Origin of the sequence: Microbacterium algeriense (assembly GCF_008868005.1) — a bacterium.
GTDB lineage: Bacteria > Actinomycetota > Actinomycetes > Actinomycetales > Microbacteriaceae > Microbacterium > Microbacterium algeriense.
This window is the reverse complement of record NZ_WAAO01000002.1, coordinates 799,379-821,038: the sequence shown is the minus strand read 5'-3', so window position 1 is coordinate 821,038 and position 21,660 is coordinate 799,379. Positions and strand designations below refer to the sequence as shown.

Annotated in this window: 18 protein-coding genes; all 18 read left to right on the top strand. The window is 70.1% G+C overall.

The features are described 5' to 3' along the window. The first annotated feature begins 3 nt into the window (after positions 1–3). The 18 genes from nusB to F6A08_RS11475 all read left to right on the top strand — a co-directional run bounded on the left by nusB (position 4) and on the right by F6A08_RS11475 (position 21,654). Complete coding sequence (gene nusB, locus F6A08_RS11560) at positions 4–414, top strand: transcription antitermination factor NusB (protein ID WP_124895555.1); 411 nt, start codon at positions 4–6, stop codon at positions 412–414. A gap of 47 nt (positions 415–461) precedes the next feature. Further along, positions 462–3,419, top strand: a complete 2,958-nt coding sequence (locus tag F6A08_RS11555) for a DEAD/DEAH box helicase (protein WP_151459503.1) — start codon at positions 462–464, stop codon at positions 3,417–3,419. An 81-nt stretch (positions 3,420–3,500) separates the two neighbouring features. Beyond that, complete coding sequence (locus tag F6A08_RS11550; protein ID WP_151459502.1) at positions 3,501–5,078, top strand: Rieske 2Fe-2S domain-containing protein; 1,578 nt, start codon at positions 3,501–3,503, stop codon at positions 5,076–5,078. An 84-nt stretch (positions 5,079–5,162) separates the two neighbouring features. Next, entirely contained in the window at positions 5,163–5,693 is a 531-nt protein-coding gene (gene pyrR / locus F6A08_RS11545) for a bifunctional pyr operon transcriptional regulator/uracil phosphoribosyltransferase PyrR (RefSeq protein ID WP_151459501.1), read from the top strand. Then, positions 5,690–6,655: an aspartate carbamoyltransferase catalytic subunit gene (locus F6A08_RS11540; RefSeq protein ID WP_017204378.1), complete on the top strand. Its 966-nt coding sequence runs from the start codon at positions 5,690–5,692 to the stop codon at positions 6,653–6,655. Before pyrR ends, F6A08_RS11540 begins: the two co-directional genes overlap by 4 nt. Next, the gene (locus F6A08_RS11535; protein WP_017204379.1) at positions 6,652–7,956 is read left to right on the top strand and encodes a dihydroorotase; all 1,305 of its coding nucleotides are present in this window, start codon (positions 6,652–6,654) and stop codon (positions 7,954–7,956) included. Before F6A08_RS11540 ends, F6A08_RS11535 begins: the two co-directional genes overlap by 4 nt. Further along, positions 7,953–8,465: a PH-like domain-containing protein gene (locus tag F6A08_RS11530; RefSeq protein ID WP_017204380.1), complete on the top strand. Its 513-nt coding sequence runs from the start codon at positions 7,953–7,955 to the stop codon at positions 8,463–8,465. Before F6A08_RS11535 ends, F6A08_RS11530 begins: the two co-directional genes overlap by 4 nt. Continuing rightward, entirely contained in the window at positions 8,462–9,682 is a 1,221-nt protein-coding gene (gene carA / locus F6A08_RS11525) for a glutamine-hydrolyzing carbamoyl-phosphate synthase small subunit (protein WP_151459500.1), read from the top strand. Before F6A08_RS11530 ends, carA begins: the two co-directional genes overlap by 4 nt. Continuing rightward, a complete protein-coding gene (gene carB / locus F6A08_RS11520) occupies positions 9,682–12,969 on the top strand; it encodes a carbamoyl-phosphate synthase large subunit (protein ID WP_151459499.1) in 3,288 nt (1,095 codons plus the stop codon). Before carA ends, carB begins: the two co-directional genes overlap by 1 nt. Then, complete coding sequence (gene pyrF / locus F6A08_RS11515) at positions 12,966–13,811, top strand: orotidine-5'-phosphate decarboxylase (protein WP_151459498.1); 846 nt, start codon at positions 12,966–12,968, stop codon at positions 13,809–13,811. Before carB ends, pyrF begins: the two co-directional genes overlap by 4 nt. After that, positions 13,804–14,715 (top strand): guanylate kinase, encoded by a 912-nt coding sequence (gene gmk, locus F6A08_RS11510; RefSeq protein WP_017204384.1) that lies wholly within the window; start codon positions 13,804–13,806, stop codon positions 14,713–14,715. The genes pyrF and gmk overlap by 8 nt, the downstream gene beginning before the upstream one ends. Before the next feature lie 65 nt (positions 14,716–14,780). Continuing rightward, the gene (gene rpoZ / locus F6A08_RS11505) at positions 14,781–15,035 is read left to right on the top strand and encodes a DNA-directed RNA polymerase subunit omega (RefSeq protein ID WP_017204385.1); all 255 of its coding nucleotides are present in this window, start codon (positions 14,781–14,783) and stop codon (positions 15,033–15,035) included. A gap of 88 nt (positions 15,036–15,123) precedes the next feature. Further along, on the top strand, positions 15,124–16,317 hold the full coding sequence (gene metK / locus F6A08_RS11500) for a methionine adenosyltransferase (RefSeq protein ID WP_151459497.1): 1,194 nt from the start codon (positions 15,124–15,126) through the stop codon (positions 16,315–16,317). 16 nt (positions 16,318–16,333) lie between these two features. After that, positions 16,334–18,292 (top strand): primosomal protein N' family DNA-binding protein, encoded by a 1,959-nt coding sequence (locus tag F6A08_RS11495; protein ID WP_151459496.1) that lies wholly within the window; start codon positions 16,334–16,336, stop codon positions 18,290–18,292. 18 nt (positions 18,293–18,310) lie between these two features. After that, positions 18,311–19,231: a methionyl-tRNA formyltransferase gene (gene fmt, locus F6A08_RS11490; RefSeq protein WP_151459495.1), complete on the top strand. Its 921-nt coding sequence runs from the start codon at positions 18,311–18,313 to the stop codon at positions 19,229–19,231. Then, entirely contained in the window at positions 19,228–20,709 is a 1,482-nt protein-coding gene (locus F6A08_RS11485) for an RsmB/NOP family class I SAM-dependent RNA methyltransferase (protein WP_151459494.1), read from the top strand. Before fmt ends, F6A08_RS11485 begins: the two co-directional genes overlap by 4 nt. Positions 20,710–20,713: 4 nt before the next feature. Further along, positions 20,714–21,394, top strand: coding sequence for a ribulose-phosphate 3-epimerase (rpe, locus tag F6A08_RS11480; RefSeq protein WP_124895545.1), 681 nt, complete (start codon positions 20,714–20,716; stop codon positions 21,392–21,394). Next, positions 21,391–21,654, top strand: a complete 264-nt coding sequence (locus F6A08_RS11475) for a phosphoribosyl-ATP diphosphatase (protein WP_017202142.1) — start codon at positions 21,391–21,393, stop codon at positions 21,652–21,654. Before rpe ends, F6A08_RS11475 begins: the two co-directional genes overlap by 4 nt. Positions 21,655–21,660: the final 6 nt, after the last annotated feature.

The following is a 21,660-nucleotide window of genomic DNA, read 5'->3' as shown; positions in this document are numbered from 1 at the left end:
GGCGTGAGCGCCCGGACGAAGGCGCGCAAGCGCGCTCTCGACATCCTGTTCTCCGCCGATGTGCGCGGTGACGACGTCGCCGTCACCCTGGCAGCCGAGGCGAAGCGCGCGGCGAGCGAGCCCGCCCGTGAGGCCTCGTGGCTCTATGCGCGCGAGATCGTCGACGGCATCATCGACCAGCGCGACGAGATCGACGAGCAGATCACGACACACAGCAGGGACTGGAAGCTGGAGCGGATGCCCGCCGTCGACCGCGCCCTGCTGCGCATCGCGGTCTGGGAGATCCTCTACAACGATGAGGTCCCGACGGCCGTCGCGATCGACGAGGCCGTTGAGCTCGCCAAGGAGTTCTCGACCGACGACTCCGGCGCCTTCGTGCACGGGGTGCTCGCGCGGGTGGCACGCGCCGCCTGACCCCTCCGTCAGCAGGTGCTGTCGGAGGTGCCGGAGAGGATGGGCGCATGGCCCTCTCGCACGATCCGTCCCGCTCGGAGGGATCGTCGTCGGATTGGCGGGCGATCCTCGGGGCGCCTCCCGTCGACGTCGAGGCGAGGCTCGCGCTCGGCATCGAGCTGCGGGTCCGCGACGGACGCGGTGCGAACCCGTGGGCTTCCCGCCCGCAGCGCACGGCGACCGCCCGTGACGTCGCGAAGGGCACCGGCGACATCCTGCTCGGCATCCGCCCGCTGGAGCGGAGCACCGCGACCGGCGCCTGGGTGCAGGGGACGGCGACCTGGGACGCGGTGAGACGCTCGCCGACGCAGTACGGCCGCGAACGCTCACGATGGTTCGCCGACCTGCTGAGCATCGCCAGGGACACGCTCCTCTCCGGCACCGCCGGGGACTGGCTGATCGTCGACCTCATCGAGTCCGGCCTGCTCTGGGGGCATCTTCGCGCGGCCGAGGGGGCCGGGATCCCGCTCGTCGCCGCCCAGAAGAGCACGACCGTCCTGCTCGCCGAGCGGGCGGAGATCGGTGCCGCGATCCGGAGGGGTGACGACGGCGGACTCGTCCTCCGTCCCGAGATCACGCTCGACGGTCGCGTCGCAGACCCTGCCGACGTCCGCGTGATCGGTCACAGCGGCGTGTACGAGGTCGTGCAGCACGGATCCCGGCTCGAGGTGACGCTGGCCGAGGCGGCGATCAGCGAGCCTGTCCACGCACTCCTCGGTGCGAGGAGCGGACTCGAGGTGCCGGCCCACGAGGAAGCCGCGTTCCTCCGCGACGCGTACCCCCTGCTCGCGCGGCGGGTCGCGGTGCGTGCCGTCGGCCGCGTCGAGCTCCCGACGCTGCCGGCACCCCGCGCCGTGCTCGCCCTGTCGTTCCTGCGCGGCGACACCGTCCGGTACGCGTTCGAGTGGGACTATCCCGGCTTCGGGCGGGTGCCGTTCCCGGCCGGCGGCGAGGCCGTCCGCGACACGGCTGCCGAAGATCTCCTCCGCGGCAGGATCCGGGCCGTCTGGACGGAGCGACACGGCGAGGAGCTCGCCGCGACGGGCGCGTTCCACGATGTCGCCGCCGCCGAGTTCGTGACCCGCACCGTGCCGGCGCTCGAGACGGAGGGCGTGACCGTGGCCGTCTCGGGTCGCCGGAAGGATTACCACGAACTGACGGGTGTACCGGAGATCACTGTCTCGACCGTCGAGAGCAGCGACCCGGACTGGTTCGACCTCGGCGTCCTGGTCAAGATCGACGGACGCACGATCCCGTTCGAACCGCTGTTCACGGCGCTCAGCAAGGGGCGCAGGAAGCTCCTCCTGGTGGACGGCAGCTACTTCTCCCTGAACCACCGGGCACTGGATCGTCTGCGGGAGCTGATCGAGGAATGCGGCGAACTGGATGAATGGGAGACCGGGCCGCGGATCAGTCGCTACCAGACCGACCTCTGGGAGGAGTTCGAGGACCTCGCCGACGAGGCACTGCCCGCGGTGACCTGGCGGGCGACGGCGGAAGGTCTCCGGCAGGCGGAGTCGGTGCCCGCTGTCCCGGTTCCGAGCGGTCTGCGCGCGGAGCTCCGCCCGTACCAGAAGGACGGGTTGGACTGGCTCGCGTTCCTCTGGAGTCATCGTCTCGGCGGCATCCTGGCGGACGACATGGGGCTGGGCAAGACGCTGCAGCTGCTCGCGCTCCTGATGCATGCCCGCGAGGAGGGGGAGCGGCGCCCCTTCCTGGTCGTCGCGCCCACCTCGGTGCTGTCCACCTGGCGCAACGAGGCTGCCCGGTTCGTCCCGTCCCTTCGCGTCCACGTCCGCCACAGCACGCAGGGGCCTTCCCTGGCCGAGGCCGTGGCGGACGCCGACGTGGTCATCACGAGCTATGCGATCGCCCGGATCGACGAAGCCGAGTACGCTCGCGTCGACTGGGCCGGACTCATCCTCGATGAGGCGCAGTTCGTGAAGAACCCGGCGACGAAGCTCCATCGTGCGGTGGCCTCCTTCCGCGCGGATGTGACGTTCGCCGTGACCGGGACGCCGATGGAGAACAGCCTCAGCGAGCTCTGGGCGCTGCTGAAGCTCACCGCGCCGGGACTCTTCGCCTCTGCACGGAAGTTCCGCGAGCAGTACATCCAGCCGATCGAGCAGGGCAAGGTCCCCGAGAACGAGGAGGGCGGCGCGTACCGGCAGCGGCGCCTCGAACAGCTGCGTCGGCGCATCCGCCCGTTGCTCCTGCGGCGGACGAAGGAGATCGTCGCGCCTGACCTCCCGGCGAAGCAGGAGCAGATCCTCGAGGTCGAGCTCAGCTCCGCTCACCGAGCGCTCTACGACACCGTCCTGCAGCGCGAACGGCAGAAGGTGCTCGGGCTGCTGGAAGACCTCGATCGCAACCGCTTCATCGTGTTCCGCTCGCTCACGTTGATGCGCATGCTCAGTCTGGCCCCCGGGCTGGTCGATCCGGCGGATGCGGGGATCGGCTCGCGCAAGCTCGACGTGCTGCTCGAACGGGTGGTCGAGCTCCAGGCCGAGGGCCACCGGGCGCTCGTCTTCAGCCAGTTCACCTCGTTCCTCGACCTCGCGGCCGAGCGTCTCGACACCGCGCGCATCCCCTACGCGCATCTGGACGGCTCGACCCGCCACCGCCAGAAGGTCGTCGACGGCTTCACCGCGGGGGAGCAGCCCGTCTTCCTGATCAGCCTGAAGGCCGGCGGATTCGGTCTGACGCTGACCGAGGCCGACTACGTGTTCCTCCTGGATCCGTGGTGGAATCCGGCGGCCGAGGCGCAGGCGGTCGACCGCACGCACCGCATCGGCCAGGAGAGCCAGGTGTTCGTCTACCGGATGATCGCCACCGGCACGATCGAGGAGAAGGTGCTCGATCTGCAGCGCCGCAAGGCACGGCTGTTCACCGCGGTGCTGGACGACGAGGCCCTGTTCGCGCAGTCGCTCTCCGCCGAGGACATCCGCGGCCTGTTCGAGGGCTGACCCGAATAGTCCCGGCCGGGTCGACCGGTCGCACAGGGAGCCCTCGGTACAATCGAACGGTTCACTTTCGGGAGGAATGCAATGCGGATCACGGGACTCGGTCACGCCGGGATGTTCATCGAGACGGTGGGCGGGAACATCATCTGCGACCCGGTCCTCGGGCCGTCGTTCTACGGCTCGTGGTTCCCGTTCCCCGACAACCGGGGCCTCGACTGGGAACGGCTCGGACGTGAGGCGGACTTCCTGTGGATCTCGCACCGCCACCGCGACCACTTCGACCCGAAGCTCCTCGAGCGGTACATCCGCAAGGACATCGAGGTGCTGCTGCCCGAGTACCCGACCGATGACCTCGAGCAGGACATCCGCGCTCTCGGGTACACGAACATCACCTACGCGCCGGCCGGCCAGGTGATCCAGCGCGGCGAACTGAAGATGATGATCACGCCGCTCCGGGCGCCCAGCGACGGCCCCATCGGGGACTCCTCGCTGAGCGTCGACGACGGCACCGGCTCGATCCTGAACCAGAACGACTCGCACCCGCTCGACCTCGAGAAGCTGCTCGACTTCGGCAAGCCCGACGCGTACTTCACTCAGGTGTCGGGCGCGATCTGGTGGCCCATGGTCTACGACCTCCCGCTCGACGCCAAGCAGAACTTCGCGCGTCTGAAGCGCGAGGCGCAGAACAAGCGGGCGATGTACTACATCGAGAAGGTCGACGCGCCGCACGTGTTCCCCATGGCGGGGCCGCCCATGTTCCTGCGCGACGAACTGTTCCAGTTCAACGGCACGGGCCAGAACGGCGAATCGATCTTCACGGATCAGAAGCAGTTCCTCGCGCACATGAAGGAGCTCGCTCCGCAGTACGACGGACAGCTCTTCATCCCGGGCACGGTCGTCACGGTCGAGGGCGGCGAGGTGACGAGCGAGCAGACCCTGTACACCGAGGCCGAGATCGCGCACATCTTCGACGAGAAGTGGGAGTACCTCGAAGAACAGCGTGCGAGCCGGCAGCAGGAGATCCGCGACGAGGAGGCCTCCCGCGCCGAGATCATCCCTCCCGCCGAGATGCTGACTGCGATCAAGGAGTGGTGGGAGCCGCTGCTGAAGAAGTCCCGCACGATCCGACTCGGTGTCGGCGGATGCGTCCGCTTCCGCATCGGCGAGCTGGACATGGTGGTCGACTTCCCCCGCGCGAAGGTCCGCGAGTACGCGGGCGAGGAATGCATCTACTGGTACACGATCCCCGCCGATCTGGTCTCGACGAACATCGTCGACCACGAGATCGACTGGTCGAACTCGATCTTCCTCTCGATGCAGTTCTCGGTGGGCCGCAGCGGCAAGTTCAACGAGTTCCTCACCACGTTCCTCAAGTGTCTCTCCGTCGATCGCATCGAATACGTCGAGAACTGGTACCAGGAGCAGACCGACCAGACAGAGGACGCCGAGATCGGCGACTGGATCGTGCAGCGCCGCTGCCCGCACCTGCGCGCCGACCTCACCAAGACCGGCAAGGTCGACGAGGACGGCATCCTCACGTGCAGCATGCACGACTGGAAGTGGGACCTCAAGACTGGCCGCTGCCTGTCGACGGCGGGCCACCCGATCCGTTCGTCGAAGATCGACGACGTGACCGACCCCGTGCTGCAGGAGGCCAGCTGATCCGCCGGAGCCATCACGCTCCGATAGACTGACATCACAAGCAACCTTTAACACCGTCCTGTGAGGCGGAGAAGGGAGCGGCCGATGAGCATGCGCACCGTGCTGCAAGAAGCCGACATCTCACGAGCGCTGACCCGGATCGCGCACGAGATCCTCGAGTCCAATCGAGGAGCCGGGAACCTCGTCCTGCTGGGCATCCCGACCCGCGGAGTCACTCTCGCCCACCGCCTCGGCCTGCTGATCAGCGAGATCGCGCAGCAATCCGTCCCGGTCGGCTCCCTCGACGTCACGCTGTTCCGCGACGACCTGGCGAAGCACCCCACACGCTCCCCACAGCCCACGGAGATCCCCGTCGGCGGCATCGACGGCAAGACCGTCGTCCTCGTCGACGACGTGCTCTTCTCCGGCCGCAGCATCCGCGCCGCGCTGGACGCGATCCAGTCGATCGGCCGTCCGTCGGTGGTGCGCCTCGCGATCCTGGTCGACCGCGGGCACCGCGAGCTGCCCATCCGCCCCGACTTCGTGGGCAAGAACATCCCCTCCGCCCGCACCGAGCGGGTCAACGTGCGCCTGTTCGAGAACGACGGCGCCGAGGAGGTGACGATCGGCGAATGAGACACCTCCTCGACACCCGCACCCTCGACAGGACGACCGCGCTGCGCATCCTCGACGTCGCCGAGGACATGTCCGACACGCAGTCCCGCGAGGTCAAGAAGCTCCCCACGCTGCGCGGGAAGACCGTCGTCAACCTCTTCTTCGAGGACTCCACTCGCACGCGCATCTCGTTCGAGGCCGCCGCCAAGCGCCTCTCGGCCGACGTGATCAACTTCGCTGCGAAGGGCTCCAGCGTCTCGAAGGGCGAGAGCCTGAAGGACACGGCCCAGACGCTCGAGGCGATCGGCGCCGATGCGGTCGTGGTCAGGCACCCGGGCTCCGGCGCCCCGCAGACCCTCGCCACCAGCGGCTGGATCTCCGCCGGCGTGGTCAATGCCGGCGACGGCACGCATGAGCACCCGACCCAGGCACTGCTCGACGCCTTCACGATCCGCAAGCGCCGTTTCGGCGGGGACAGCCGCGGACGCGATCTGAGCGGGATGCGGGTCGTGATCGTCGGCGACGTGCTGCACTCGCGCGTCGCCCGCTCCAACGTCTGGCTGCTCGCCACGCTCGGCGCCGAGGTCACCCTGGTCGCGCCGCCGACCCTGGTTCCGCAGAACGTGTCGCTCTGGCCGGTCCGCGTCGTCTACGACCTCGACGAGGCGCTGGCGGAGGAGCCGGACGCCGTGATGATGCTGCGCATCCAGCTCGAGCGCATGAACGCCGCGTATTTCCCGACTGAGCGGGAGTATTCCCGGCGGTGGGGGCTGGACGCACGGCGCGTGGCCGGCCTTCCGGCAGGTAGCATTGTGATGCACCCCGGACCCATGAACCGGGGACTGGAGATCTCCTCGGAAGCTGCCGATTCCCCCCGCTCGACGGTGCTGGAACAGGTCACGAACGGGGTGTCCGTCCGCATGGCGGTGCTGTACCTGCTGCTGGCAGGAGAACGAGACGACGAACGAGGGGGAGACCTGTGAGCGAGACCCTCGTCATCACCGGTGCGAAGCTGCTCGGCGCCGAGAGCGCCGACATCATCATCGAAGACGGCCGGATCGCCGAGATCGGGACGGGTCTCACCCGCACGGGTGCCCGCGTGATCGACGCTGCGGGCCTGGTCGCGCTGCCGGGCCTCGTCGACCTGCACACCCACCTGCGCGAACCCGGGTACGAAGCGTCCGAGACGATCCTCACCGGCACGCGGGCGGCAGCCGCCGGCGGCTTCACGGCCGTCTTCGCGATGCCGAACACCTCGCCCGTCGCCGACACCGCCGGGGTGGTCGAGCAGGAGCTGGCCCTCGGTGAAGCAGCCGGATACGCCACGGTGCAGCCCATCGGCGCCGTGACCGTGGGGCAGAAGGGCGAGCGCCTCGCCGAGCTGGGCGCGATGGCCACCTCGCGCGCACAGGTGCGCGTCTTCAGCGACGACGGCTTCTGCGTCTTCGACCCGCTCATCATGCGGCGCGCCCTGGAGTACGTGAAGTCCTTCGACGGCGTGATCGCCCAGCACGCGCAGGACCCCCGCCTCACCGAGGGCGCGCAGATGAACGAGGGGACGGTGTCGGCTGAGCTCGGACTGACCGGCTGGCCCGCCGTCGCCGAAGAATCGATCATCGCCCGCGACGTCCTCCTCGCCGAGCACGTCGGCTCGCGGCTGCACGTCTGCCACCTCTCCACGGCGGGATCGGTCGACATCATCCGCTGGGCCAAGAAGCGCGGCATCGACGTCACGGCCGAGGTCACCCCGCACCACCTGCTGCTGACCGACGAGCTCGTGCGCGGCTACGACGCGCGCTACAAGGTCAACCCGCCCCTGCGTCGGGAAGAGGACGTCCTCGCCGTGCGCGAGGGTCTCGCCGACGGCACGATCGACATCGTCGCCACCGACCACGCGCCGCACCCCAGCGAGCACAAGGCGTGCGAGTGGCAGGCCGCGGCCAACGGCATGGTGGGCCTCGAGAGCGCGCTGCGCGTCGTGCACCAGTCGATGGTGCAGACCGGTCTGCTCGAGTGGTCCGACATCGCCCGCGTGATGAGCGCCGCGCCGGCACGGATCGGCCGGCTCTCCGGGCATGGCACTCCGCTCGAGGTCGGTCAGCCGGCGCAGCTCACGCTGTACGACGCATCGGTCGACGGCGTGTTCACGGAGGCGGACCTGCACGGTCGCAGCGTGAACTCGCCGTACCTGGGACGCGCTCTGCCCGGACGGGTGGAGTACACGATCCACGACGGCACGCTGACGGTCGCGGGCGGCGCCCTCGTCGAGGAGCTCGGCGCATGAGCGCTCGCGACCTCGCCGTCGCGATCACGATCGCCGTCGCCCTCCTCGTCCTGCTCGTGATGCTGTTCGCCTGGCGACGACGAACGCGCCGCGACTCCGCGTTCACGGCCCCACTGGGCGTCCCCGAGCACGCAGAGGTGTCCCGCCGCGACGAGGTGCTGTACGTGTCGACGACTCGGCACGAGCAGCCGCTCGAGCGGTTGGCGGTCTCACCTCTCGCGTTCCGGGCGCGCGGTGAGCTCGCGCTCACGGATCGCGGCATCGCACTCTGCCTCGACGGTGCGCCGACGGTCTTCCTGTCCGCCGACCGGCTCGTCGCGGTCGACCGGGCCACCGTCACGATCGACCGTGTGGTCGAACCCGGCGGGCTCGTGCGCATCGTGTGGAACATCGACGAGGACACGCCCGTCGACAGCTACCTGCGGCTCGCCACCGGCGATCCCGCCCCCCTCATCTCCGACCTGCGGCGGCTCGTCCCCGCCGCCCCCGACACAGGAGCAACGTCATGACTCTCTCGACTTCCTCCGGAGCGGCCTCCGCCGCCCGGCTGCCCGACCCCGCCGTCCTCGTCCTGGAGGACGGCACCCGCCACGCCGGACGCGCCTACGGCGCGCGCGGACGCACCCTGGGCGAGGTGGTCTTCGCGACCGGCATGTCCGGATACCAGGAGACCATCACGGACCCGTCGTATGCGGGTCAGATCGTCCTGCAGACCGCGCCGCACATCGGCAACACCGGCATGAACGATGAGGACGCCGAATCGCGCCGCATCTGGGTGGCCGGCTACATCGTGCGAGACCCCTCCCGCGTCGTGTCCAACTGGCGGGCCAACGCCTCGCTGGACGAGGTCCTCGTGGAAGACGGGATCGTCGGGATCAGCGGCATCGACACGCGTGCGGTGACCCGCCACATCCGTTCGGCCGGCTCGATGCGTGGCGGCATCTTCTCGGGTGAGGATGCTGCCCTCGACCCCGAGGAGCAGGTGCGCATCGTGCGAGAGGCGCCGGAGATGTCCGGCCGGAACCTGTCGGCCGAGGTCTCCGTGGTCGACGCGGTCGTGACCGCGGCGACGGGGGAGCGGATCGGCAACCTCGCCGTGCTCGACCTCGGCGTGAAGCAGGCGACGATCGACAACCTCGCCGCCCGCGGCTTCGACGTGCACGTCCTCCCGCAGAGCGTGACGATCGAGGAGATCCGCGCGATCGATCCGGTCGCGGTGTTCTACTCCAACGGCCCCGGCGATCCGGCGGCCTCGGGAGACCACGTCGAGCTGCTGCGCGCTGTGCTCGACGATCGGCTCCCGTTCTTCGGCATCTGCTTCGGGAACCAGCTCCTCGGCCGCGCCCTGGGACTCGGCACCTACAAGCTGCCGTTCGGGCACCGCGGCATCAACCAGCCGGTGCTCGACAAGGAGACGGGCAAGGTCGAGATCACGGCCCACAACCACGGCTTCGCGGTCGAGGCGCCCCTGGAGGGCTCGTTCGACAGCCCGCACGGCTACGGCAAGGTCGAGGTCAGCCACGTCGGCCTCAACGACAACGTCGTGGAAGGCCTGCGCGCCCTCGACATCCCGGCATTCTCGGTGCAGTACCACCCGGAAGCCGCGGCCGGACCCCACGACGCCAACTACCTCTTCGACCGGTTCCGCGACATGGTCATCGCGAACAAGACTTCGGTCGCCGCGCCCGTCGAGGCGCAGGGACCCACCCAGGGAGACGCAAAGTAATGCCCAAGCGCGACGACATCAACTCCGTCCTCGTCATCGGCTCCGGTCCGATCGTCATCGGTCAGGCGTGCGAGTTCGACTACTCGGGCACCCAGGCGTGCCGTGTGCTGCGCGAGGAGGGCGTCCGGGTCATCCTGGTCAACTCCAACCCGGCGACCATCATGACGGATCCCGACTTCGCCGACGCGACCTACATCGAGCCGATCACCTGGCAGGTCATCGAGACGATCATCGCGAAGGAGCGTCCCGACGCGATCCTGCCGACGCTCGGCGGACAGACCGCGCTGAACGCCGCGATCCAGCTGCACAACCACGGCATCCTCGAGAAGTACGACGTCGAGCTCATCGGCGCGAACTTCGAGGCGATCAACAAGGGCGAGGATCGTCAGATCTTCAAGCAGCTGGTCCTCGACGCCGGTGCCGACGTGGCGGACTCCCGCATCGCGCACACGATGGACGAGGTGCTCGCCGCCGCCGACGAGCTCGGCTACCCGTTGGTGGTCCGGCCGAGCTTCACGATGGGCGGCCTCGGTTCCGGCTTCGCCTACGACGAGGAGGACCTGCGCCGGATCGCCGGCGCCGGCCTGCGCGACTCGCCGACCACCGAGGTGCTCCTGGAGGAGTCGATCCTCGGCTGGAAGGAGTACGAGCTCGAGCTCATGCGCGACACGGCCGACAACACGGTCGTCGTCTGCTCCATCGAGAACGTCGATCCGGTCGGCGTGCACACGGGCGACTCGATCACGGTGGCCCCGGCGCTCACCCTCACCGACCGCGAGTACCAGAAGATGCGAGACATCGGCATCGACATCATCCGCGCCGTCGGCGTCGACACCGGCGGCTGCAACATCCAGTTCGCGGTCGACCCGTCGAACGGGCGCATCATCGTGATCGAGATGAACCCGCGCGTCTCGCGTTCCAGCGCCCTCGCCTCGAAGGCCACGGGCTTCCCGATCGCGAAGCTCGCCGCCAAGCTGGCGCTCGGCTACCGTCTCGACGAGATCCCGAACGACATCACCGGCGTGACCCCTGCCAGCTTCGAGCCCACGCTCGACTACGTCGTCGTCAAGGTGCCGCGCTTCGCGTTCGAGAAGTTCCCGGCCGCCGATGCGACGCTGACCACGACCATGAAGTCGGTCGGCGAGGCGATGGCGATCGGGCGCAACTACGCGACGGCGCTGCAGAAGGCCCTCCGCTCGCTGGAGAAGCGCGGTTCGAGCTTCCACTGGGGCCCGGAGGAGCGTTCCGTGGAGGAGCTGCTCGAGATCGCGAAGACTCCGACGGACGGACGGATCGTGACGCTGCAGCAGGCGCTGCGCAAGGGCGCCACCGTCGAGCAGGCGTTCGACGCGACGGCCATGGACCCCTGGTTCCTCGACCAGATCGTGCTGATCAACGAGGTCGCCGAGATCGTCCGCACCGCACCGGAACTGGACGCAGCCACCCTGCGCTACGCCAAGGAGCACGGCTTCTCGGACGCACAGCTGGCTCAGCTGCGCGGCGAGACCGAGGCGGAGGTCCGCGGAGTCCGGCACGCGCTCGGTGTGCGTCCGGTCTACAAGACGGTCGACACCTGCGCCGGCGAGTTCCCGGCTCTCACGCCCTACCACTACTCCAGCTATGACGCCGAGACCGAGGTCGCCCCATCGGAGCGCACCAAGGTCGTCATCATCGGATCGGGCCCGAACCGCATCGGCCAGGGCGTCGAGTTCGACTACTCGTGCGTCCACGCCTCGTTCGCGCTGTCCGACGCCGGGTTCGAAACCGTCATGGTCAACTGCAACCCGGAGACGGTTTCGACCGACTACGACACGTCCGACCGCCTGTACTTCGAGCCGCTGACGCTCGAGGACGTGCTGGAGGTGCTCGATGCCGAGGCGGCCAGCGGCACGATCCTCGGTGTCGTCTGCCAGCTCGGCGGACAGACCCCGCTCGGACTCGCCAAGGGCATCGAGGCGGCCGGATACAGGGTGCTGGGGACGAGCCCGGAGGCGATCGACCTCGCCGAGGAGCGCGAGCTCTTCTCGCGGCTGCTCGACGATGCCGGGCTGCTCGCCCCGCGCAACGGCACCGCGATCGACGTCGAGGGCGCCGTCCGCATCGCGGAGGAGATCGGCTACCCGGTCCTGGTGCGGCCGAGCTTCGTGCTCGGCGGCCGCGGCATGGAGATCGTGTACGACACCGCCTCGCTGCGCGACTACTTCGTCCGCACCGCCGGCGAGGTCGTCATCGAGGAGGGCAAGCCCCTTCTGGTCGACCGCTTCCTGGACGACGCCATCGAGCTCGACGTCGACGCGCTCTACGACGGCACCGACCTGTTCATCGGCGGCGTCATGGAGCACCTCGAGGAGGCGGGCATCCACTCGGGTGACTCCAGCTGCACCCTGCCGCCGGTCTCGCTCGGCCGCACCGACGTCGACCGCGTCCGCGAGGCCACCCTGGCCATCGCCGAGGGCGTCGGCGTGCGCGGACTGCTGAACGTGCAGTTCGCGATCAGCGCCGGCGTGCTGTACGTGATCGAGGCGAACCCGCGCGCCAGCCGCACGGTCCCCTTCGTGTCGAAGGCGCTCGGCATCCCGATGGCGAAGGCCGCGAGCCGCGTGATGACGGGCTCGACGATCGCCGAGCTGCGGGCCGAGGGCATGCTGCCGGAGCAGGACGGCTCCCGCGTCCCGCTGGACGCCCCGGTCTCGGTCAAAGAGGCCGTGCTCCCGTTCAAGCGCTTCCGCACCGCGGACGGCAAGACCGTCGACTCGGTCCTCGGCCCGGAGATGCGCTCGACCGGCGAGGTCATGGGCATCGACCGCGACTTCCCGACGGCGTTCGCGAAGAGCCAGGCGGCGGCCTACGGAGGCATGCCGACGTCGGGGACCGTCTTCATCTCGGTCGCTGACTCCGACAAGCGGGCGGTCATCCTGCCGGCGCACCGACTGCAGCAGCTCGGCTTCACGATCGTCGCCACCGAGGGGACGGCGGAGATCCTCTCGCGCAACGGCATCGCCGTCACGGTCGTGGAGAAGTACAGCGAGACGCAGGAGAGCGGCGCGAAGAACATCGTCGACCTCATCAACGAGGGCGCGATCGACATCGTCGTGAACACCCCCTCCGGCGGGGCGGCTCGAGCGGACGGCTACGAGATCCGCGCCGCGGCCGTCGCCGCGGACAAGGCGCTCTTCACGACCATCGCCGTGCTCGGCGCTGCCGTGAGCGGGATGGACGCCGCCCACGAGGGCTTCCAGGTGAAGAGTCTGCAGGAGTACGCACTGGACCGGAAGGCGGCACTGTGACCGCACGCTTCGGAGAACGGGTCCGCTCCGCACTGCGCGGAGCGGGTCCGCTCTGCGTCGGCATCGACCCGCACGGCGCCCTGCTCGCCGACTGGGGTCTGCGCGACGATGCCGGGGGAGTCCGCGACTTCGGCCTGCGCGTGGTCGAGGCGGCGGCCGGGCGTGCGGCGTTCGTGAAGCCGCAGGTGTCGTTCTTCGAGCGGTTCGGATCTCGCGGCATCGCCGCACTGGAGGACGTGCTCGCCGCCGCGCGGGCTGCCGACCTCCTGGTGATCGCGGACGCGAAGCGCGGGGACATCGGCTCCACCATGGACGACTACGCCAAGGCGTGGCTCACCCCCGGCTCGCCCCTGGAAGCGGACGCCCTCACGGTGAACCCGTATCTCGGGGTCGGCGCGCTCGACGGCGCGTTCACCCTCGCGGAGCAGCACGGGAAGGGCCTGTTCGTGCTCGCCGCGACCAGCAACCCCGAGGCCGCCTCGATCCAGCGCTCGACCGATCCCCGATCGGAGACCGTGTCGGCGCAGGTGATCGCCGAGGTCTCGCAGCGCAACGCCGCACGGTCGCGTGCCGAGGAATGGGGCAGCTTCGGCTTCGTGATCGGCGCCACGGTCGAATGGACGCAAGCGGGCATCGCCCCGTTCGCACCGCTCGCGCCGATCCTGGCGCCCGGCTTCGGAGCCCAGGGGGCGCGTCCCGCCGACCTGCGCGGCCGGTTCGGCGCGCTGTCCGAGGCGGTCATCGCGAACGAGAGCCGCAGCATCCTCGCCGCAGGGCCAGCCGATCTCGCGGGAGTCGTCTCCGCCCGCGCAGCCGAGTACCGCGAGGTGGCACATGTCTGACGTCCGCCGCACCGTCCCCGAGGTCGACAGGGCCGCGGCCGCCCGCCGCGCCGTCGAGCGTCGCCGCGCGAGGGCGTCGATCAAGCGCGACCTGACGATGCGCGTGGTGACCCCGCAGACCGTCCTGCACCGTGCGTCGGCCGACCCCGACTCGGTCGAGGGCTCGATGCGCATCACCGACTTCCTCCTGGCTCTTCCCGCGATCGGCGCGGGAAAGCGCGACCGCGTGCTGGAGGAGCTGCACATCTCCCCGGTGAAGCGTCTCGGCGGGCTGGGCGCCCGTCAGCGCCGTGTGCTCGAGGAGTGGCTCGACAGCCGATTCCCCGTGCCGTCGCCCCGTGGTGCGCGCAGCCGCCTCCTCGTCCTCGCGGGCCCGACCGCCGTGGGCAAGGGAACGGTCGCGGCCCACATCCGCGAGCACAATCCGGAGATCCACCTGTCGGTGTCGGCGACGACCAGACCGCCGCGACCGGGCGAGGTGGACGGTGTGCACTACTACTTCGTGGACGATGCGGAGTTCGATCGGCTGATCGCCGAGGGCGAGCTGCTCGAGTACGCCGTCGTGCACAACCGATCGCGCTACGGCACTCCTCGCGCGCCGATCGACGCCGCTCTGGCGGAGGGCAAGACCGTGCTGCTGGAGATCGACCTGCAGGGCGCGCGCCAGGTGCGTGCCGCAGAACCGGCGGCCACGCTCATCTTCCTGCTGCCGCCGAGCTGGGACGAACTCGTGCACCGCCTGGTCGGGCGCGGCACCGAGGACGCCGAGGAGAGGGCTCGTCGGCTGCGCACCGCCAAGGTGGAACTCGCCTCGCAGAACGAGTTCGACCACCTCATCGTGAACGAGGACGTCGCCACCGCGGCCCGCGAGGTCGTAGAATTGTCTTCAAGCTCTGCGCGCTGAGCGTCTTCGCGCGCCTATCGCACCGTCTTCGCGACGATCACGTCGCCTGATCTGGAGGTCTCACCATGGCCGGACACAACAACGGAATCATCGATCCCCCCATCGACAACCTGCTCGACCGCGTCGACTCGAAGTACGAGCTCGTGATCTACGCCGCCAAGCGTGCCCGTCAGATCAACGACTACTACTCCGACCTGCACGAGGGAAACCTCTTCGACAACGTGGGCCCGCTCGTGGACTCGTCCGTCGAGGACAAGCCGCTCACCATCGCGCTGCACGAGATCAACGAGGACAAGCTCCGCCTGCGTCACGCGGAGTGATATTCGAGACCGCGCCTCCCGCCCTGTCGGAGGCGCGGTCCAGAATGGGTTCACACCCTCCCTCTGTCCATCCCGTTCTGGAGTACCGATGAGCGCCCTGCGTCTGTTTACGTCCGAGTCCGTCACCGAAGGGCACCCGGACAAGATCTGCGACCAGATCTCGGACAGCATCCTCGACGGACTCCTGGCCAAGGACCGCGGTTCTCGCGTCGCCGTGGAGACGCTGGTCACCACCGGACTCGTCCACGTCGCCGGTGAGATCCGCACCGACGCATACGTCGACATCCCCACGATCGTCCGACAGGTCGTGAACGGCATCGGCTACACGTCGAGCGAGACCGGCTTCGACGGTGACTCCTGCGGAGTCAGCGTCTCGGTGGGGGAGCAGTCGACCGACATCGCGCACGGGGTCGACAGCGCGCAGGAGCACCGCGACGGCTCATCCGTCGACCCGCTCGACGGCCTCGGCGCCGGAGACCAGGGCATCATGTTCGGCTTCGCGACCAACGAGACCCCGCAGCTGATGCCGATGGCGGCGTGGACGGCCCACCGCATCGCGGAGCGGCTGACAGAGGTGCGCCGCAGCGGAGCGCTGCCCTTCCTTCGTCCGGACGGCAAGACCCAGGTGACACTGGGCTACGAGGGCTTCACACCGAAGACCATCGACGCGGTCGTCGTCTCCACCCAGCACCATCCCGACATCTCGCAGCGCGAGCTGCAGGCGCAGGTGCGCGAGCACGTGATCGATCCCGTACTCGAGACGACCGGCCTCGACCTCGCGGACGTCACCTACTACATCAACCCCGCGGGACCCTTCGTCACGGGCGGTCCCAAGGGAGACGCCGGACTCACCGGGCGCAAGATCATTATCGACACCTACGGCGGTGCGGCACGTCACGGCGGCGGCGCCTTCAGCGGCAAGGACCCGTCGAAGGTCGACCGCTCCGGCGCCTACGCGACGCGCTGGGTCGCGAAGAACGCGGTGGCCGCGGGGCTCGCCGACCGGCTCGAGGTGCAGGTCGCCTACGCGATCGGCGTCGCGCGTCCCGTCGGGCTCTACGTCGAGACGTTCGGCACCGGCAAGGTGTCCGACGAGGCCATCACGCGCGCGATCACCGAGGTGTTCGACCTGCGTCCGCAGGCGATCATTGAGCAGCTCGACCTCCTGCGCCCGATCTACGCCCAGACCGCCGCGTACGGTCATTTCGGACGCGAGCTGCCGGACTTCACCTGGGAGCGCACCGACCGCATCGAAGAGCTGCGCCGCGCTGCCGGGCTCTGATGGGGCCGCGGTCCTGATGTCCCCGGAGAGCCGGCGCATCGCGCGCGTGCTCCTCGATTCGCCCCTGCCGCAGCTCGACCGTCTGTTCGACTACGCGCTTCCCGCCGAGCTCGGCGAGGTGGATCGCGGCGTGCGCGTGCGCGTCCCGCTGCGCACGGCCGGACGGGTGATCGACGGCTACATCGTCGACATCGACACCGAGGATGATGCCGACCGCCCCCTGTCCGAGGTCGAGAGCGTGGTGTCGCCTGTGCCCGTACTCCCGGAGCGCCTGCACACCCTTGCGCGGCGGGTCGCGGATCGGGCGGCCGGCTCGGCCTCGGACGTTCTCCGGCTCGTGATCCCCAAACGCCAGGTGCGCGTCGAGAAGGCCTGGACCGCCGACGCGTCCGCGGTCGTCCCCTCTGTGGACGCACTCGCGGCAGCCGCAGAGATCACCGGCACGTACGACGGGCTGGACGAGGTGCTCGACGAGGGAGGTCGTGCGGCCGTCGAGGCGATCCCGCAGCTCTCCGACGACGTGCCTGGCTGGACGCGCCTGCTCGGAGCCACGGCGGCGCGCATGCTCGCTGCGGGGAAGTCGTCGATCCTCGTGGTGCCGGATCATCGCGATCTGGACCGTCTGCTCGCCGCTCTCGCGTCGCTCGTCCCGGCCGAGGCGATCGTTCGGCACGACTCCCGCCAGACGAATCCGGACCGCTACCGCGCCTTCCTGCGCACCCTCGAGGATGCGCCGTGCATCGTCGTCGGCAACCGGTCCGCGGTTTACGCTCCCGTGCGTGCGGGTCTGGTGGCGATCTGGGACGACGGCGACTCGCTGCTCGGCGAGCCGCTCGCTCCGTACGTCCACGCGCGTGATGCCGCACTCGTCCGCCGGGAGCTCGAGGGCTCGGCGCTGCTGTTCGCGGGGCACACCCGCACGACCGAGGTGGAGCGTCTGGTGGAGATCGGGTGGCTGCGCGACGTCAGGGCGGCGCGTCGTATCCTCCCGCGCGTATTGCTGAGCACTCCGCAGGAGATGGAGCAGCCGACCGCCCAGCGCATGCCATCCTCGGCCTTCCTCGCCGCTCGCAACGCCGCGGCCGAGGGGCCCGTCCTCATCCAGGTGTCCCGTCCGGGTTTCGCGCCTTCCCTGGTGTGCGCGGAGTGCCGGGCGCCGGCGCGGTGTGCGCACTGCGGCGGCCCGTTGGGCGCCCGACACCGTGGAGCCGTGCCCGTCTGCGGGTGGTGCGGACGCGGCGCGAGCTCCTGGTCCTGCCCCGTGTGCTCCTCCACGAAGGTCCGCCTCGCATCGTCGGGGAGTGAACGCACCGCGGACGAGCTGGGACGGGCGTTCCCCGGCGTGCGCGTGATCGTCGCCGACGGCGCGCATCCCGTCGAGCGCGTGGGCGGCAAGCCCGCACTCGTGGTCGCGACCAGGGGAGCGGAGCCGCTCGCCGAGGGCGGATACCGCGCGGTGGTGCTGCTCGACGGTCCCCGTATGCTGCAAGCCCCTGACCTGCGGATCGGCGAGTCGTGCCTGCGCTGGTGGTCGAACGCGGCTGCTCTCGCGGCCCCGGGAGCGCCGATCCACCTGGTCGGCGTGAACGGCGCGGTCGCGAAGGCGCTGGCGACGTGGAATCATTCCGCCTACGCCCGCTCGGAGCTCGAGAGCAGGGCGCCGCTGCACATGCCGCCGACGACCAGGGTCGCGCTCGTGCAGGGCTCGGTGCCCGCGGTCGGTCGGGCTCTCGCGGCCCTCGACGAGCTCAGCCTCCCTCCGGACGCCGTGCTCGGTCCCGTCCCCGTCGACTCCGACGACGTGCCCCCGCGGGTGCGGGCTCTCGTGCGGTTCGACTACGGCGCGGGCCCCCGGGTGGCGACAGCGCTGCGCGCCGCCGTCGTCGCGGAAGCCGTGAGCGGCCGGCGAGCGCGCGGCCGCGCGACGAAGAGCACTCTCTCGGTTCGTCTCGATATCCTCGATCCAGAGCTCTGACCCTTCCGGAGAACCTTCATGCGCCTCGTCTTCGCCGGCACGCCCGCTGCTGCCGTGCCCACCCTCCGCCGTCTGGCCACGCTTCACGAGATCGTCGCCGTCGTGACGCGCCCCGATGCGCCGCTCGGCCGCAAGCGCGTGCTGACGCCGTCGCCCGTGGCGCAGGCCGCCGTCGAACTCGGCCTGCCGATCATCAGGACGGCGCGGCTCGACGACGCCGCGACGGCGGAGATCGCGGCGCTGCAGCCGGATCTGGGGGTCATCGTCGCCTACGGCGGGCTGGTCCGTGAGCCCCTGCTCTCCGTGCCCGCTTCGGGCTGGATCAACCTGCACTTCTCGTTGCTGCCGGCGTGGCGAGGCGCCGCTCCCGTGCAGCGCGCCCTGATCGCGGGCGACCGCGAGCTGGGTGCGAGCGTCTTCCAGCTCGTCGCCGAGCTCGATGCCGGCGACGTTTTCGCCCGGCGGGTCGTCGCGGTCCCGGACACGGCCACCGCCGGGGAGGCCCTCGAGATCCTCGCCGCCGACGGCGCGGACCTCACCGCCGATGTGGTCGCCGCGATCGCCGACGGCACAGCGGCAGCTGCGCCGCAGACGGGAGAGCCGACGTTCGCCGGCAAGCTCTCCCACGGCGACGGCCTTCTGGACTGGAACCTGCCGCTCGACGCCGTGTACGCGCGGTTCCGCGGCGTCACGCCGGAGCCGGGCGCGCACACGACGGTGGGCGGGCAGTCCCTGAAGGTGCTCGAGGCCGCGCCGGCAGCGGATGCGGAGCCGCTCGCTCCCGGGCAGCTCCGCGGGACGAAGTCGGCCGTGCTGATCGGCACCGCATCCGGACCGCTCGCGGTGACGCGGGTCCAGCCGGCCGGCCGTGCGGCGATGAACGCGGTCGACTGGTGGCGTGGTCAGCGCGGCGCGGACGACCTGAGGGCGGGATCATGAGGAACGAAGACCGGACACGCCGAGCGCCTCGGGCGCAGGGACGGAAGACCCACGAAGGACGACGCGCGGAGCAGCGCGGCCAGACCCGCACGGTCCAGCCGGCTCGACGCGTCGCCTTCGACGTGCTGCGGGCTGTGTCGGAGACGGATGCCTACGCGAACCTCGTGCTTCCGCCGGCCATCGCCGAGGCGCGCCTGAACGCACAGGATGCCGCATTGGCGACCGAGCTCACCTATGGGACGCTGCGGCGGCTGGGGACGTACGACGCGATCATCGCCGCGGCGGCCGACCGCACGACCGACAGCATCGATCCGGCCGTCCTCGACGCGCTGCGCCTCGCCGTGCATCAGCTGCTCGCGACGCGCGTGGCCCCGCATGCGGCGGTGAACGAGTCGGTGAACCTCGTCGCGACGGTGTCCGGACGGGGTGCCGCGAGCTTCACCAACGCCGTCCTCCGCCGCATCACGCGGGACTCGGAGCAGACCTGGCAGGCCCGCATCGAGGATCAGGCGCGGTCCGACGACGAGCGTCTGGCCCTCCGTTCGGCGCATCCGGTCTGGGTCATCAGGGCCCTGCGTCGGGCACTGATCGCCGAAGGGCGCGGCGAGGAGCTGGAGTCGCTGCTCGAAGCCGACAACGCCTCGCCCGAGGTGACTCTCGTCGCACTTCCTGGTCTCGCCGACCCGGGAGAGCCCCGGCTCCCGTACGCTCCGACGGCGTTCGCGTCGCCCGGCGGGGACCCCCGCGGCCCGGTCGAGGCCTCCGGCGGCACGATCCGGGTGCAGGACGAAGGATCCCAGCTGGTCGCGCTGGCGCTGACGGCAGCCTCCCCGATCGGCGCAGGGGAGCGGTGGCTCGATCTCTGTGCCGGGCCGGGTGGGAAGACGGCGCTGCTGGCCGCGATCGCCCGGCAGCACGGGGCGACTCTCGAGGCGAACGAGATCGTCCCGGTGCGCGCGCGTCTCGTCCGCAAGGCTCTGCGCGCCGTCCCCGGTGAGATCGTCGTGCACGAGCAGGACGGTCGCGAGCTCGCGGCTTCTCGCCCCGGCGAGTTCGACCGGATCCTCGTCGATGCCCCCTGCACCGGTCTGGGTGCGCTGCGACGGCGCCCGGAAGCGCGGTGGCGGAAGTCGCCGGCCGATGTCGCCGAGCTGGTGCCGCTGCAGACCGACCTGCTGTCCGCGGCCCTCGACGCGCTCGCCCCGGGCGGGATCGTCGCCTACGTGACGTGCTCGCCTCATCTCGCGGAGACCACCGGCGTGGTGCAGGAGGTGCTCCGAGGCCGCTCCGACATCGTCGAGCTCGACGCGCGCGCCACGATCGCCGACGTCTCCCGCTCGCCGATCGATCTGGCGGACGAAGGCCGCGCCGGCACCGGCAGCGCGCAGCTGTGGCCGCATCGCCACGGCACCGATGCGATGTTCCTGGCGCTGCTCAAGCGCGTCGAGCCCGTGAACGCCTCAGGGAAGGAAGACTAGGACCGTGGAACTGCCCCCCGCCCCGCGCATCAACCCCAGCATCCTCGCCGCCGACTTCGTGAACATGCAGGCCGACCTCGCCCGCATCGCGACGGCGGACTTCGCGCACGTCGACGTCATGGACAACCACTTCGTGCCCAACCTCACCTTCGGCACGCAGATGGTCGAGCGGATCCAGGCGACCAGCCCCATCCCGCTGGACGTCCACCTGATGATCACCGATCCCGAGCGCTGGGCGCCGGACTACGCGGAGCTCGGAGCCGCGAGCGTGACGTTCCATCTCGAGGCAGCCGCCGATCCCGTGTCCCTCGCGCGACGGCTCCGGGACATCGGCTCCAGGGCCGGTGTCGCCGTCAAGCCGGCGACACCTGTCGAGGGGCTCTATCAGGTCCTCGACGAGTTCGACCAGATCCTCGTGATGACGGTCGAGCCCGGTTTCGGCGGGCAGGGGTTCATGCCGGAGACGATGCCCAAGCTGCGCGCTCTCGCCGAGGAGGCCAAGCGGCGGGGGTCGCAGGTCTGGTTGCAGGTCGACGGCGGGATCTCGGACCGGACGATCGGGATGGCCGCCGAGGCGGGGGCCGACACGTTCGTGGCGGGTTCGGCGATCTACGGCGCCGACGACGTCGAGGCGGCCGTCTCCCGGCTCAGAGACCTCGCCAGAGCCGCTAGCCTGGAATCGTGAAGACTTTCGACGAGCTGTTCGCCGAGCTCAGCGTCAAGGCCGAGACCCGTCCTGAGGGATCGGGGACCGTGGCCGAGCTCGACGGCGGCGTGCACACGATCGGCAAGAAGATCGTGGAAGAGGCCGCCGAGGTGTGGATGGCCTCGGAGTACGAGTCCGACGAGGCGGCCGCGGAGGAGATCTCGCAGCTGCTGTACCACGTGCAGGTGATGATGCTCGCGAAGGGGCTCAGCCTGCAGGACGTCTACCGACATCTGTGATGCGCT

Excerpts from the sequence above, each read along its gene's own strand:
- F6A08_RS11555 (WP_151459503.1), top strand. The coding sequence starts at position 462 with ATGGCCCTCTCGCACGATCCGTCCCGCTCGGAGGGATCGTCGTCGGAT.
- F6A08_RS11550 (WP_151459502.1), top strand. The coding sequence starts at position 3,501 with ATGCGGATCACGGGACTCGGTCACGCCGGGATGTTCATCGAGACGGTG.
- pyrR (WP_151459501.1), top strand. The coding sequence starts at position 5,163 with ATGAGCATGCGCACCGTGCTGCAAGAAGCCGACATCTCACGAGCGCTG.
- F6A08_RS11540 (WP_017204378.1), top strand. The coding sequence starts at position 5,690 with ATGAGACACCTCCTCGACACCCGCACCCTCGACAGGACGACCGCGCTG.
- F6A08_RS11530 (WP_017204380.1), top strand. The coding sequence starts at position 7,953 with ATGAGCGCTCGCGACCTCGCCGTCGCGATCACGATCGCCGTCGCCCTC.
- carA (WP_151459500.1), top strand. The coding sequence starts at position 8,462 with ATGACTCTCTCGACTTCCTCCGGAGCGGCCTCCGCCGCCCGGCTGCCC.
- carB (WP_151459499.1), top strand. The coding sequence starts at position 9,682 with ATGCCCAAGCGCGACGACATCAACTCCGTCCTCGTCATCGGCTCCGGT.
- gmk (WP_017204384.1), top strand. The coding sequence starts at position 13,804 with ATGTCTGACGTCCGCCGCACCGTCCCCGAGGTCGACAGGGCCGCGGCC.
- rpoZ (WP_017204385.1), top strand. The coding sequence starts at position 14,781 with ATGGCCGGACACAACAACGGAATCATCGATCCCCCCATCGACAACCTG.
- metK (WP_151459497.1), top strand. The coding sequence starts at position 15,124 with ATGAGCGCCCTGCGTCTGTTTACGTCCGAGTCCGTCACCGAAGGGCAC.
- F6A08_RS11495 (WP_151459496.1), top strand. The coding sequence starts at position 16,334 with ATGTCCCCGGAGAGCCGGCGCATCGCGCGCGTGCTCCTCGATTCGCCC.
- fmt (WP_151459495.1), top strand. The coding sequence starts at position 18,311 with ATGCGCCTCGTCTTCGCCGGCACGCCCGCTGCTGCCGTGCCCACCCTC.
- F6A08_RS11485 (WP_151459494.1), top strand. The coding sequence starts at position 19,228 with ATGAGGAACGAAGACCGGACACGCCGAGCGCCTCGGGCGCAGGGACGG.